This is a genomic window from Nocardia sp. BSTN01, assembly GCF_015354405.1.
In the GTDB taxonomy this organism is placed as follows: Bacteria; Actinomycetota; Actinomycetes; order Mycobacteriales; family Mycobacteriaceae; genus Nocardia.
Genome location: NZ_JADKYP010000044.1, coordinates 13,071 through 25,863 on the forward strand (window position 1 = coordinate 13,071; position 12,793 = coordinate 25,863).

The following is a 12,793-nucleotide window of genomic DNA, read 5'->3' on the forward strand; positions in this document are numbered from 1 at the left end:
GCGCCTCGCCGCATTTCACCGCCACCTGCGCGAGCGGTAGATTGGACAACCGTGCATCCTGACGTTTCCGCTGATCTCGCCGAACTCGACACCACGTTGAAGACTGTCGAGTCGGTACTCGATGTCGACGAGCTGCGTCGTCGCATCGACGAACTCGAACATCAGGCCGCCGACCCGGAGCTGTGGAACAACCAGGAACACGCCCAGCAGGTGACCAGCGAGCTGTCGCACGCCCAGGGTGAGCTGCGTCGCGTCACCGAGTTGCGGCAGCGGCTCGACGATCTGCCGGTGCTCTACGAACTCGCCGAAGAGGAAGAGGGCGAGGCCCGCACGTCCGCGCTGGCCGATGCCGACGCCGAACGCGCCGCGCTGCACGCCGACGTCGAGGCGATGGAGGTCCGCACCCTGCTCTCGGGCGAATATGACAAGCGCGAGGCGCTGGTCAACATCCGTTCGGGCGCGGGCGGGGTGGACGCCGCCGACTGGGCGCAGATGCTGATGCGTATGTACGTGCGCTGGGCCGAGCGCCACAAGTACCCGGTCGAGATCTACGACACCTCCTACGCCGAGGAGGCCGGCATCAAGAGCGCCACCTTCGCGGTGAAGGTGCCCTACGCCTACGGCACCCTCTCGGTGGAGATGGGAACCCACCGCCTGGTGCGGATCAGCCCCTTCGACAACCAGGGCCGGCGCCAGACCTCCTTCGCCGAGGTCGAGGTGCTGCCGGTGGTGGAGGGCACCGACCACATCGAGGTCCCGGAATCGGAGATCCGCGTCGACGTGTATCGCTCGTCGGGCCCGGGTGGTCAGAGCGTCAACACCACCGACTCGGCGGTGCGGATCACCCATATCCCGACCGGCATCGTGGTGACCTGCCAGAACGAGAAGTCGCAGCTGCAGAACAAGATCTCGGCCATGCGCGTGTTGCAGGCGAAACTGCTCGAGCGCAAACGCCAGGAGGAGCGCGCCGAGATGGATGCGCTCAAGACCACCGAGGGCGCCTCCTGGGGTAATCAGATGCGCTCGTACGTGCTGCACCCGTATCAGATGGTCAAGGACCTGCGCACCAACTTCGAGGTGAACAATCCGTCCTCGGTTCTCGACGGTGATATCGACGGCTTCATCGAAGAGGGAATCCGCTGGCGGATGAGCCAGGACGGGTGAGCCCCGCCTATCACGGCACAATCACGGCATATCGGTCGGTGGGCGGTCGTAGTAACCTGTCTGGCGTGTGTTCGGGCGGCAGAACGGCTTGTGTCGGTGCACGGTTGATACCGGAAAGGATGCGCCGATGACGACGACTCTCGCGGCCGGAACCGGGGCGGAATTCACCTCGTGGCTGCGCGGCAGCGGCCTCGAGATCGTGCTGCTGATCGTGGGCGCGATGCTGTTCAGCCGCTTCGCCACCTTCGTGCGCGACCGGATCACCCGCCGCATCGACTCCGGCTTCCAGAGCAGCGATTCGCTGGTGCGCACCGAGGCCGCCAAACATCGGCACGCGCTGGCCCAGGTCATCACCTGGGTGGTGCTGGTGATCGTGTACTTCCTGGTATCGCTGGAAGTGTTGCGGCGCTTGGGCTTCCAGCTCAGCGGACTGGTCGCGCCGGCGGCGGTGCTCGGTGCCGCGCTCGGTTTCGGCGCCCAGCGCATCGTGCAGGACCTGCTCGCCGGATTCTTCCTGATCACCGAGCGCCAGTACGGATTCGGCGATGTGGTGCGCATCGCGGTCACCGGGCAGTCCGAGCCGGCCGAAGGTACCGTGGAGGACGTCACGCTGCGGATCACCACGCTGCGCAATCCCGACGGGGAGGTCATCACGGTGCCCAACGGGCAGATCGTGAAAGTGACCAATCTGTCGAAGGATTGGGCCCGTGCGGCGATCGATGTGCCGGTGCCCGCCACCGCCGACATCACCAAGGTCAACGAGATCCTGCACGAGGTGGGCGCCAAGGCATTTCAGGATCGCCATTTGAAATCGCTACTGCTGGACGAACCTACGGTGATGGGTCTGGAAGATCTCACCGTCGATCAGATGAACATCCGGATGGTGGCTCGCACACTGCCGGGTAAACAATTCGACGTCGGACGTGAGTTGCGCGTGCGTGTCGCCGCGGCGCTGCGTCGGGAGGGTTTGAGTGAAACCGCGTAAATCGACCGCGATCCTGCTCAGTGTCTGGGTCGCGACGCTCGTGTTGTATCTGTTCGTGAAACCGGCCACGCCGGATCATTCCGGTTTCAACATCGCGAATACCGTTTCCGGTTCCGCGCTGACGACCGCGCCCGCCCGCTGACCTCTCTGTGACAAGTCGCATGCCGCGGAGTGGGCCGAAGTGTGCCATGACTTCGCTGGCTACACTGGCACCTCGTGATCACCCTGCGGAACGTCACCAAGTCTTATAAAACCTCGACGAGACCCGCGCTGGACAATGTTTCGGTCGAGGTCGACAAGGGCGAGTTCGTCTTCATTATCGGACCGTCCGGGTCGGGTAAATCGACGTTCATGCAACTGTTGCTGAAAGAGGTCAAGCCGACCACCGGCGAAGTGCATGTCGCCGATTTCCGGGTCGACCGGTTGCCGGGACGGCGGGTGCCCAAGCTGCGCCAGCGCATCGGCTGCGTCTTCCAGGATTTCCGGTTGCTGCAGCAGAAGACGGTCGAACAGAACGTGGCATTCGCGCTCGAGGTGATCGGCAAGAATCGCAAATTCATCAATCGGGCGGTGCCGGAGGCGCTGGACCTGGTGGGTTTGTCCGGTAAGGCGGATCGCCTGCCGACCGAGCTGTCCGGCGGTGAACAGCAGCGGGTCGCGATCGCACGCGCGTTCGTCAACCGGCCGCTGGTGCTGCTCGCCGACGAACCCACCGGCAACCTGGACCCCGACACCAGTCAGGACATCATGATGTTGCTGGAACGCATCAACCGCACGGGCACCACGGTGCTGATGGCCACCCACGACAACCACATCGTCGACGCCATGCGCCGGCGCGTGGTCGAACTCGATCGCGGGCGCCTGGTCCGCGACGAGGCCACCGGCGTGTACGGGGTGGGCCGGTAATGCGCGCGAGCTTCCTGTTCGGTGAGGTCTTCAACGGCCTACGCCGCAACGTCACCATGACCATCGCGATGATCCTCACCACCGCGGTCTCGCTCACCATGCTCGGCGGCGGCATGCTGGCCGTCCGGATGGCCGACAAGACCGAGCAGTACTTCCTGGACCGGCTCGAGGTGCGGCTGTACCTGACCGAAGACGTCTCGGCCAACGATCCGGACTGCTCGCAGGATCCGTGCAAGGCGCTGATGTCGTCGCTCAAATCCGAGCCCGGCGTGGAATCGGTGCAGTACCTCAATCGCGAGGAGGCGGTCCGGGAGGCGAAGGAGAAGACCTTCAAGGACCAGCCCGAGCTGGCCAAATACGTCAGCGAGTCGCCGCTGCCGGCCTCGCTACGCGTCAAGATGACCGACGCCGCCCAGTACCCGCGCATCTTCAAGGACTTCCAGGGCAAGCCCGGCGTCGGATTCGTGCGCAACGACAAGGACATCGTCGACCGGCTGGTGAGCCTGTTCGACGGCCTGCGCAACGCGGCCTTCGGCCTGGCCGTGCTGCAGGCCCTGGCCGCCCTGCTGCTGATCGCGAATATGGTGCAGATCGCGGCGTTCACCCGCCGGGAGGAAGTCGGCATCATGCGCCTGGTCGGTGCGACGCGCTGGTACACCCAGCTGCCGTTCCTGCTCGAGGCGGTGGTCGCGGCGCTGGCCGGGTCGGTGCTGGCGGTGATCGGACTGATGGTCGCGCGACCGCTGGTCATCGACCGGGCCCTCGGCGATCTGTTCGCCTCGAAGGTCTTCCCGCGCATCACCGGCGACGACATCGCGGTGGTGGCGCTGACCGTGGTGCCGGTGGGCATCGTGTTCGCCGCGCTGACGGCCTACGGCACGCTGCGCTACTACGTGCGCGAATAGGGTCGTTCCGGGTTCCAGCCGGAGCAGAGCAGGTCGATGGCTTCGATGCGGTCGCCCGCGACGGCGAAGATGTGTTGTTCCGCGATCCGTGCGGGCGCGTCGGTGTCGACCGGCCACATGCGGACCAGATACCGCAGATACACCTTGTCGCCGACCCGGCCGGTCTCGCAGCTGAGCACCTCGAACGCGTCCGGGCCGCCGAACCAGTGCCGGAACCGGCTCACCGCCGCGTCGGCGGTGTCGGTGTCGAAGGGGCCCGGCGGAATCAGCCCGCGCATGCGGACGTCCGGAGCGAGGCAGCGCGACAGTGCGGTGAAGTCGCGGGCGGTCAGTGCGTCGAGGAAGCGGCCCGCTACCGGCCGATCCGTGGTGAGGGTGAGGGTGGGGGTGATCGTGGTCATATCTTTTTGTACGACCGCGGGGCTGTCCGCACATCGGGCGAACGACCGATCTTGCGAGACGGGTGCGCGGCGATCGGCGCTCAGTCCGCGCCCACCAGGCCGTGGCGCATGGCGAACATCGCCGCGGCGCCCCGGGTGGTGACGCCGATCTTCGTGTAGATGTGCTCGATGTGGGTGCCCGCCGTGCGCGGTGTGATGGACAACTGCGCCGCGATCTGTTTGTTCGACCGTCCTCGCACCAGCAGTTGAAGCACCTCGATCTCCCGCGCGGTCAGGCCGGCGACCTGCTGGACGCGGCGCGGCGCCCGCTGTCCGGCGGCTTCCAGAACACCGCGCACCGCGTCGGAGTCGAGCCGACCCGCGGCGACCTCGTCTCGCAGGATCGCGCAGCGCTGATCGAGGGCCATCGCCGCGCGATGGGGCCGGTCCTCGCCGAGCGCCTGAAATGTGTCGGCGGCCGCGATCAACCGCGCCGACGGCGGAATCGCCGCACCCGATACGCCGCGCGGATAGCCGGAACCGTCCATCCGTTCATGACACAGACCCGCCACCGTGCCGAGCCGGCGCAGCCGCGCACACCGCGACAACACGCGCTCGGTGAGATAGGGAACCATCCGGACCCGTTCGAATTCCGCCGGTGACAGCGCGGTCGTCTTGTTCCAGATGCCGGTGGAGACGCCGGTGACGCCGAGTCTGGACACCAGTGCCGCTCGCGTCACCTCCGCCGCCTCCTCGCCGGCCATCCCGCAGCGCAGCGCGGCGGCGCCGGCCAGTGCGGCGGTCGCGCGGGTGTGGCCCAGGAACCACGGCGACTTCAGGTCGGCGTAGTCGGCGAAAATTTCCAGCACCTCGGTCAACTCCGCGTCGGGCACCCAGCGATCCAGTGCGGCGCAACCGTCGATGACGGCACTCCAGGCATCGACGGCGTCGACGTCGTCGAGCACCTCGGGCCGTTGCTCGCACAGCGCCACCAGCTCCGGATCGAATTCGGTGCCGCTGCGCGAACGCAGCATCTCGACGGCCGCGGCGGGGCCGGCGAACCGGCAGTAGACCTCGGCGTCGTCGGCGATCTGCACCACCCGCATCACCCTCGTGATCCGCGCACCCGCGATCCCGTCCGGCACGCCTTTGCCGTCCCAACGCTCGAACGCCTGTGGCAGCGCGGCGCAGACCTCGTCCTGCAACCGCAACCGATCCGCGATATCGGCCGTCGTCTGACAGTGGGTCACGAAGGAATGCATCGCGTCCCGGAACCCGCTGGTCAGAAAGGCGCCGGTCAGCGCCATCCGTCGCATCGGCGACAACCCCGGCCCGATATGGCCGAGCAGAAACCCCATCATCGGCAGCCCGGCCTTGTCGACCCGATAGCTGTCCGCCCGGATCACCCGATCGTCACCGAACCAGTGCGCCATCTCGTGCGAATCCGCGACACACCCCACCCACGCGAGCAGCGACACATAGAACGCGGCCGCCTGCTCCGCACCGGAGAACCCGGCGGCCTTCGCCAGCCGCGTGGCGATCACCGTCTGCCGCAGCACATGCTCCTCCGGCTGCCCCAGACCGAGATCCGTGGCCAGCGACAGCGAGGCGACCAACTCGGCCAGCCGCAACCCGACCGGCGGTGTGTCCATAGAGTAATTGTGCTGTACTTTTGGCCTCCGCTTCGCTGCGGCGGGGTGCACGGTCTCGGAGGGCGCTCGTATTCGGGTCGGGTGGACGTCTACCGCGCGGGAGATCGGAGTGGCTGAGGCTTTGCCGTCCGGTGGGATCTTCGTGGACGGGGTGCAGCTGTGGATTGGGGGTTCGGATCGTCGGTGGGGGTCCGTAGGATGGCTGGCGTGAATTCCCCGGAGACGCTCGAGACGGCCGACGCTTCGTCGCGCACTGTGGAAACCGATGCGGCGCAACAGGTTCTGCAGCGCGTATTCGGGTACGACAGTTTCCGGGGATTACAGCGCGAGATCGTCGAGCAGGTCGTCTCCGGTGGTGATGCGCTCGTGCTGATGCCCACCGGCGGCGGCAAGTCGCTGTGTTATCAGATTCCGGCGCTGGTGCGGCCCGGGGTGGGTGTCGTCATCTCACCGTTGATCGCGCTGATGCAGGACCAGGTCGACGCGCTGACCGCGCTCGGGGTGCGGGCCGGATTCCTGAACTCCACCCAATACCCGGACGAGCGGCGCACGGTCGAGGCACAGTTCGTCGCGGGCGAGCTGGACGTGTTGTATCTGGCGCCGGAGCGGTTGAAGCTCGAATCGACCGCGGATTTGCTCGATCGCGGCAAGGTGTCGGTCTTCGCCATCGACGAGGCGCACTGTGTCTCGCAGTGGGGCCACGACTTCCGGCCCGACTACCTGGCGCTGTCGGTACTGCACGAACGCTGGCCGGACGTGCCGCGGATCGCACTGACCGCCACCGCCACCGAGGCCACCCGGCGTGAGATCGCCGAACGGCTCGACCTCACCGGGGCGAAGCATTTCGTCGCGGGATTCGACCGGCCCAATATCCAGTACCGGATCGAGCCGAAGAATCGCGCCGATCAGCAGCTGCTGTCCTTCATCCGCACCGAACACCCGGGGGAGGCGGGCATCGTCTACTGCCTGTCCCGCAATTCGGTGGAGCGCACCGCGGAATTCCTGTGCCGCAACGGAATCGAGGCGGTGCCCTATCACGCCGGCCTGGACGCGCGCACCCGTGCCACCAATCAGGCCAGATTCCTGCGCGAGGACGGCCTGATCGTCGTCGCGACCATCGCCTTCGGCATGGGCATCGACAAACCCGACGTGCGGTTCGTGGCACATCTGGATCTGCCCAAGTCGGTGGAGGGCTACTACCAGGAGACCGGCCGCGCCGGTCGTGACGGCCTGCCGTCCACCGCCTGGATGGTCTACGGACTCAATGATGTTGTGCAGCAACGCAAGATGATCGACTCCTCGGAGGGCGACGCGGCGCACCGGCGGCAGTTGCAACTACATCTGGACGCGATGCTCGCGCTGTGCGAGACCGTGCAGTGCCGTCGCACCCAGCTGCTCAACTACTTCGGCCAGTCCGGTGACACCTGCGGCAACTGCGACACCTGCCTGAATCCGCCGGAATCCTGGGACGGCACTGTCGCCGCGCAGAAGGTGCTCTCAACGGTGCTGCGGCTCAGGCGCGAACGCGGGCAGAGCTTCGGCGCCGGACATATCGTCGACATCCTGCTCGGGAAGTCGAACCCGAAAGTGTTGCAGCACAAGCACAACGAGTTGAAGGTCTTCGGCGTCGGCACCGATCTGCGCGATACCGAATGGCGCGGCGTGATTCGCCAGTTGCTCGCCCAGGGCCTGCTCGCGGTGCACGGTGAATACGGCGTGCTGACCCTCACCGAGGCCAGCGACGAGGTGCTGTTCAAGAAGCGCACGGTCCACATGCGCCGCGAGCCGGAACGAGTGAAGCCGCCGCGCGCCGCCAAGGCGAAGGCGTCCCGCCTCGCCGCGGCCGAGCTGGCGCCCGCGGCGGCGGATCTGTTCGAGCAGCTTCGCGCGTGGCGTGCCTCGGTCGCCAAGGAGCAGGGCGTTCCCGCCTACGTCGTCTTCCACGACGCCACCCTGCGCGATATCGCCGGCCGAGCGCCTTCGAGCCTGGCCGAACTCGGCGGCATCAGCGGCATCGGTGAGAACAAACTCGCGAAGTACGGCGAGGGTGTTCTCGAGGTGGTCGCGGGATTCGCGGCATCCGGTGCGGGCGGCTCCGACGGGGCTCCCGCGGAGGCAACGGTCTCGCGTCCGAACCGAGCCGAGCGACCGGGTGACCCGCGCGGTTCTTCCCCCGCAGCCGCGTCGAGGCCCCGAGCACACACCGAGCGGTCTCGTGGCCCGGTGACGGGGTCGAGGTTCGAGCCCGCGGCACCGGCAGCCCCGAGCGATTCGGTGAACTGGGACATTCCCGACGATTTCGAGCCCCCGCCGGACGACTTCTACTGAACCGCCCGGTGAGCCGGCCTGCCCGCTCACCAGCGCGGTCGGTTGTTGCCGAGTCCGCGCGGGCCGTGTAGACCGCCACGCCGCCTTGGGGGTGATTCCCGTTCCACGTTTATCCCTCCGCCCGGCGCGGGTAACCGTCTCGCCGTGACGCATGGCCAGGGCGGAGTGACCGAGAGCAACGGGTTGCCGGGAAACCACGACACAACTGCGGACGCCGATTCGACCGTGGCCGCCACGCCGGATCCTTCGCGGCTCGGCGTGCGGCCCCTGGGCCGGATCGGCATGCCCCGGCGGCTGCGACGGGCCCGTACCGGTATGCGGCCGTCGACGGTGGCACTGCTTACCGTCTGGATTGCCGTTTTGGCGCTCTATCTGGCGGTGCGACCGGGCGGATAGCGGTAGCGTGCCGCTATGTCCCACGACCATCACGACGACCGCTCCGATCAGTCGTCGGATTCCGGCCCCGGCGGCGATCCCCCGGACGCCGCGAAACCCGGACCTCGCCGCAGCCGAGCGGATTCGGTCGAGGCCGGGTGGCTGCGCCCGCACGCGAGCCCGCTGGGTCGCCCGCGGGTGACGACCGTGATGCTGCTGCTCGCGTGGATCGCCCTACTGATTCTGTACCTGCAGGTCCGGCCCGGCGGCTGACCGCGCCTCAGCGGTCGGCGCCGACTCGCTCCCACATCATGGCTTCGTGCCAGCCGTAGCGTTGAAAGGCCCAGTCCTGCACGGTCTTTGCGACGAGTTCGAAGGCGGGGGAGTGCGGGGTTCCCCAGCGTGCGGTGTCGCGCACGCTGGCGCGGAACTGCATACCCGGCCCGCCCCCGCCGTACTCGACGATATAGCCGCGACCGTCGTCGGGATCGATGCGCCGATCCATCTCGACGCGCAGATAGTGTTGGGCCGCAGGCGAACCCGGGCGTTCGACGACGAGTTGGGGTTCTCGATAATCCAACTCGGCCAGGAGATCGTGTAGTTGCGCATCGGTCGGGTCGTCGAGTACACGATCCGAGGCGGTGCTCACTCTGAATCTGGGTACCGTTGTCACGCAACCATTTTGCGCGCTCGCACGGCGAAGGGCACACAGAATCGGTTCCCGGCGGTGGGGATGTCCGCATTCGTCCGCAGCCGACGTCCTCCGGTGCGGTGTGTTCTCTCCTGCGGCGCCGGCCTCCCGGCGGCCGGTGCCGGTTGCCGGATGTCAGCCGATCGTGAGCCGGATCACGGCATGTTCTCGGCCGGAATTTCGTTTTCCTTCTATTCGGCGGCCGTGTAAACCGGACAGGTCCGTACGCTCAGCGGGCATCGAGGCACAATGACAGCGTGGAGCGCCGCCGAGCTGCGCGGAGTCGAGGGAAAGGTGTACATGAAGGAGAAGGGGCGCAAGGTCATCGCCACCAACCGCAAGGCGCGGCACAACTACACGATCCTCGACACCTTCGAGGCGGGGATCGCGCTGGTCGGTACCGAGGTGAAGAGCCTGCGGGAGGGTAAGGCGTCGCTGGTGGACGCCTACGCCACCATCGACGACGGTGAGGTGTGGCTGCGTGGCCTGCACATTCCCGAATACGGGCACGGCACCTGGACCAACCACGCCCCGCGCCGCACCCGGAAACTGTTGCTGCACCGCCGCGAGATCGACAAGCTCACCGGCAAGACCAAGGAGAGCTCGCAGACCCTCGTCCCGCTGTCGATGTACTTCACCGACGGCAAGGTGAAGGTCGAACTGGCGCTGGCCAAGGGTAAGCAGGACTACGACAAGCGCCACGACCTGGCCCGCCGCACCGCGGAGCGCGAGGTGACGCGCGAACTCGGCCGGCGGGTGAAAGGCATGCGCTGACCGGCGGGAATGTATGAAGGCGAAGTGATGTTAATATGAACAGCCCGGCCCACCAGCCGGGTGTTCGACTGAGTTGACTACGGGGCTGATCGGTTTCGACTGCGTACGTCGATTCAGGGGAAGCGTGTCGGTGCAGGCAGGAGACCACCGTAAGCGTCGCTGTAACCCAATAAGCGCCGATTCTCATCAGCGCGACTACGCTCTCGCTGCCTAAGCAGTAGAGCGTGTCTGTCAGTCCGGGTTTGCTCTCGGCCCGGGTACTGGCATCAGCTAGAGAGCTTCACCGTCCGGCTCGGTCGCGGAGTCGTACGGGACAACAAACAGCGACTGGGATCGTCATCTCGGCTTGTTCGCGTGACCGAGAGATCCGAGTAGAGGCCCAGCGAACTGCACACGGAGAAGCCCTGAAGAAGCGGCGGAGGACCCGGGTTCAATTCCCGGCAGCTCCACCAAGGCCCCTCACCTGAGCCCCAGGTGAGGGGCTTTTTCCGTCGCTGCGGCTCGTGTCGCGGAACCTGGGGACATCTCGAGAAGCGATGGCTCGGCTGTCGGTGGTGGCTATGAAGCGTTGTGCCGGTCGGGTGGCGCGGGAAGCAGTGGACGCATGAAGGTGCGCTCGTAGCGCAGCACGCATCCGCTGTCGTCTCTGATGCGATCGACCAGGTCCATCCAGCGACGCGCGAAGCGTTCGAAGGCGTCGATCCCGGCCGGATCGATCACGTATTCCACAACGCAGGTGATCATGACCGAGGGGTAACCGGCATGCCGAGGGGCCACACCGAACGTCGCGAACGCAGTTTCGGCTTGCGTCTGTCCACGAGGGTAGAACTGAGGTCGTGACGCGGTATGCATTTGAGCAGGGGGCCGGCGCTCTTGTCGCGAGTTGGGGGACCGGCAGGGGAGATGTGGCCGAGACGATCGCGACTCTGCCGGAGACGGTGGAGGCGGAGGTCGCGCTCGCGCTGGCGGCGGCGCTGACGAAACTGTCGGAGTATCAGTGGCGGACCTATACGCATCCGGCGTCGGCGGCGGGGGATCCGGAGGTGCCGAACAGTGTGGCGTGGCATCGGGCCGAGGAGCGCAATCGGTTCCGGGAGGTGGAAACGGCGCTGCGGGAACCGAATCTGCCGGACGCGGACGGGATGATGGCGGTCTCCTACAGCGTGATCGAGGAGGCGGCGCATCGGATCGGGCGGGTGGCGCATCTGATCGGCGACGCGGCGCTGGTGGATGCCCTGGTCGGCGAGGTGCGCACGGAGCAGGCGGCGATCGAGGCGGCGGAGCTGGGCGATCTGTCCGGGCGGGCCCGGCAGGCGGTGGAGTTGTCGCGGGCCGACATTTCGCCGGTGCAGGTGCACGCGGCCGATGCGCTGCTCTACGCCGACCCGCTGGCCTCCATCGACCGGTTCACCGATATCGACCCGGCCGCCGCCGCGGTGGCCGCCGCGCGCTGGCTGTACCTCGCCGCTCAGGTCGCGGCCGAGGCCGCGGAGGTGCATCCGGTGCACGTGGTCGCGGAAGCGGACAATCTGGAGGCGCTCCGGGTGGAGACGCCGACGCTGGTGCTGGAGCGGTTGTGTGCCGGCGAGAGCCCGACCGCGGTGGTGGTCGACCTGATCGCCGACGCGCTCGCCGCCGCCGAGGGCCGGGTGCGCAATCCGGCCCGGATCGTCGAAGCGGCCGAGGCGATCGAAAGGCGTTTGCGCGGAGACGAACTCGACGAGGAGGGCCTGACGGCGCTCACCGACGAATTCCGGATCTCGTGCCTCGACCCGGCCCGCCCGGCCGTCGATCTGCTGGAAGACCTGCTGGACGCGATCCGCGGCTGCCGGCTGCTGTACTGCGAGGAGTACGAGTCGGGGTTCGAGGAGGCGGTCCGGGCCGAGGCCGACGATCAGCGCCCGCCGCTGCTGTAGCCGCTCAGGCGCCGGGTTCGCCGTAGGCCGCCGCGATTTCCTTGGATCCACTCCACCGGCTGTAGGTGGGCGATTGCGGCCATCCCTGCGGCGAGTCCTGCCATTCTTCCTGGCGGCCGTAGGGCAGCAGGTCGATGAGGGCGAAGGTGTAGCCGAGCTGTTCGGTGCCGCGGCCGTCGGTGTGCCAGGTGCGGTAGACCGTGTCGCCGTCGCGGAGGAAGACGTTGACCGCGAAGCCGCCGCCGGGAGGTGCGCCGACGTCCGCGCCGAAGGAACTGTTCGCGGTCGAATACCAGGTCATCGTGTTGCCGACGCGCCGCTTGTAGGCCAGCGCCTCCTCGATCGGTCCCTGGGTGACGATGACGAAGCGGGCGTCCCAGTTGTCGAGGAACTCCAATCGGGTGAATTGCGAGGTGAATCCGGTGCAACCGGGGCATTGCCACGTCTCGCCCGGGAACCACATGTGGTTGTAGACGATCAGCTGCGACTTGCCGTCGAAGACGTCCGCCAGCCGAACCGGCCCCTCCTCGCCCTCGAGGGTGTAGTCGGGCATCCGCACCATCGGCAGGCGACGGCGCGCGGCCGCGATCGCGTCGAGTTCCCGGGTCGCCGCCTTCTCCCGCACTCGCAGCGCGTCGAGTTCACGCTGCCAGGTCTCGGCGTCGACGACGGGCGGCAGTGCTGTGGTGCTCATGGGTCCTCCCTGACCGTTCGGCT

15 protein-coding genes and 1 other RNA gene are annotated in these 12,793 nt (G+C 67.2%); 11 read left to right on the forward strand and 5 right to left on the reverse strand.

Annotated elements, in window-relative coordinates:
• Positions 1–51: 51 nt before the first annotated feature.
• The 5 genes from prfB to ftsX all read left to right on the forward strand — a co-directional run bounded on the left by prfB (position 52) and on the right by ftsX (position 3,960).
• The gene (gene prfB / locus IRT45_RS26910; protein ID WP_194808658.1) at positions 52–1,164 is read left to right on the forward strand and encodes a peptide chain release factor 2; all 1,113 of its coding nucleotides are present in this window, start codon (positions 52–54) and stop codon (positions 1,162–1,164) included.
• Between the two features lie 127 nt (positions 1,165–1,291).
• Positions 1,292–2,149: a mechanosensitive ion channel family protein gene (locus tag IRT45_RS26915; RefSeq protein WP_194808659.1), complete on the forward strand. Its 858-nt coding sequence runs from the start codon at positions 1,292–1,294 to the stop codon at positions 2,147–2,149.
• Positions 2,136–2,291, forward strand: coding sequence for a hypothetical protein (locus tag IRT45_RS26920; RefSeq protein ID WP_157104419.1), 156 nt, complete (start codon positions 2,136–2,138; stop codon positions 2,289–2,291). The genes IRT45_RS26915 and IRT45_RS26920 overlap by 14 nt, the downstream gene beginning before the upstream one ends.
• 74 nt (positions 2,292–2,365) lie before the next feature.
• Positions 2,366–3,055: a cell division ATP-binding protein FtsE gene (ftsE, locus tag IRT45_RS26925; RefSeq protein WP_039780105.1), complete on the forward strand. Its 690-nt coding sequence runs from the start codon at positions 2,366–2,368 to the stop codon at positions 3,053–3,055.
• Positions 3,055–3,960 carry a permease-like cell division protein FtsX gene (ftsX, locus tag IRT45_RS26930; RefSeq protein WP_036504252.1) on the forward strand — a complete coding sequence of 302 codons (906 nt, stop codon included), beginning with the start codon at positions 3,055–3,057 and terminating at the stop codon, positions 3,958–3,960. The genes ftsE and ftsX overlap by 1 nt, the downstream gene beginning before the upstream one ends.
• On the opposite strand, the gene IRT45_RS26935 is transcribed toward ftsX, so the two are convergent.
• On the reverse strand, positions 3,945–4,361 hold the full coding sequence (locus tag IRT45_RS26935; protein ID WP_194808660.1) for a nuclear transport factor 2 family protein: 417 nt from the start codon (positions 4,359–4,361) through the stop codon (positions 3,945–3,947). The genes ftsX and IRT45_RS26935 overlap by 16 nt on opposite strands.
• Positions 4,362–4,441: 80 nt before the next feature.
• Positions 4,442–5,992, reverse strand: a complete 1,551-nt coding sequence (locus IRT45_RS26940) for an HD domain-containing phosphohydrolase (protein WP_194808661.1) — start codon at positions 5,990–5,992, stop codon at positions 4,442–4,444.
• Between the two features lie 198 nt (positions 5,993–6,190).
• Between IRT45_RS26940 and recQ the strand changes: the two genes are divergently transcribed.
• The 3 genes from recQ (at position 6,191) to IRT45_RS26955 (ending at position 8,968) form a co-directional block, all read left to right on the forward strand.
• Positions 6,191–8,320, forward strand: a complete 2,130-nt coding sequence (gene recQ, locus IRT45_RS26945) for a DNA helicase RecQ (RefSeq protein WP_194808662.1) — start codon at positions 6,191–6,193, stop codon at positions 8,318–8,320.
• A 144-nt stretch (positions 8,321–8,464) separates the two neighbouring features.
• On the forward strand, positions 8,465–8,716 hold the full coding sequence (locus IRT45_RS26950) for a hypothetical protein (protein ID WP_194808663.1): 252 nt from the start codon (positions 8,465–8,467) through the stop codon (positions 8,714–8,716).
• A 15-nt stretch (positions 8,717–8,731) separates the two neighbouring features.
• On the forward strand, positions 8,732–8,968 hold the full coding sequence (locus IRT45_RS26955) for a hypothetical protein (protein ID WP_194808664.1): 237 nt from the start codon (positions 8,732–8,734) through the stop codon (positions 8,966–8,968).
• A 7-nt stretch (positions 8,969–8,975) separates the two neighbouring features.
• Here IRT45_RS26955 and IRT45_RS26960 read toward each other — a convergent pair whose 3' ends face one another.
• Positions 8,976–9,344: a hypothetical protein gene (locus IRT45_RS26960; RefSeq protein ID WP_039780101.1), complete on the reverse strand. Its 369-nt coding sequence runs from the start codon at positions 9,342–9,344 to the stop codon at positions 8,976–8,978.
• A 342-nt stretch (positions 9,345–9,686) separates the two neighbouring features.
• On the opposite strand from IRT45_RS26960, the gene smpB reads away from it, so the two are divergent.
• Positions 9,687–10,160 (forward strand): SsrA-binding protein SmpB, encoded by a 474-nt coding sequence (gene smpB, locus IRT45_RS26965; protein WP_039780117.1) that lies wholly within the window; start codon positions 9,687–9,689, stop codon positions 10,158–10,160.
• Positions 10,161–10,241: 81 nt separating this feature from the next.
• Positions 10,242–10,612, forward strand: a transfer-messenger RNA (tmRNA) gene (gene ssrA / locus IRT45_RS26970).
• A 106-nt stretch (positions 10,613–10,718) separates the two neighbouring features.
• On the opposite strand, the gene IRT45_RS26975 is transcribed toward ssrA, so the two are convergent.
• On the reverse strand, positions 10,719–10,904 hold the full coding sequence (locus tag IRT45_RS26975) for a hypothetical protein (RefSeq protein ID WP_194808665.1): 186 nt from the start codon (positions 10,902–10,904) through the stop codon (positions 10,719–10,721).
• A gap of 161 nt (positions 10,905–11,065) precedes the next feature.
• On the opposite strand from IRT45_RS26975, the gene IRT45_RS26980 reads away from it, so the two are divergent.
• On the forward strand, positions 11,066–12,076 hold the full coding sequence (locus tag IRT45_RS26980) for a hypothetical protein (protein WP_194808666.1): 1,011 nt from the start codon (positions 11,066–11,068) through the stop codon (positions 12,074–12,076).
• Positions 12,077–12,080: 4 nt separating this feature from the next.
• Here the strand turns inward: IRT45_RS26980 and IRT45_RS26985 are convergent, their stop codons facing one another.
• Positions 12,081–12,770 (reverse strand): DUF899 family protein, encoded by a 690-nt coding sequence (locus IRT45_RS26985; protein ID WP_194808667.1) that lies wholly within the window; start codon positions 12,768–12,770, stop codon positions 12,081–12,083.
• Positions 12,771–12,793 lie beyond the last annotated feature (23 nt).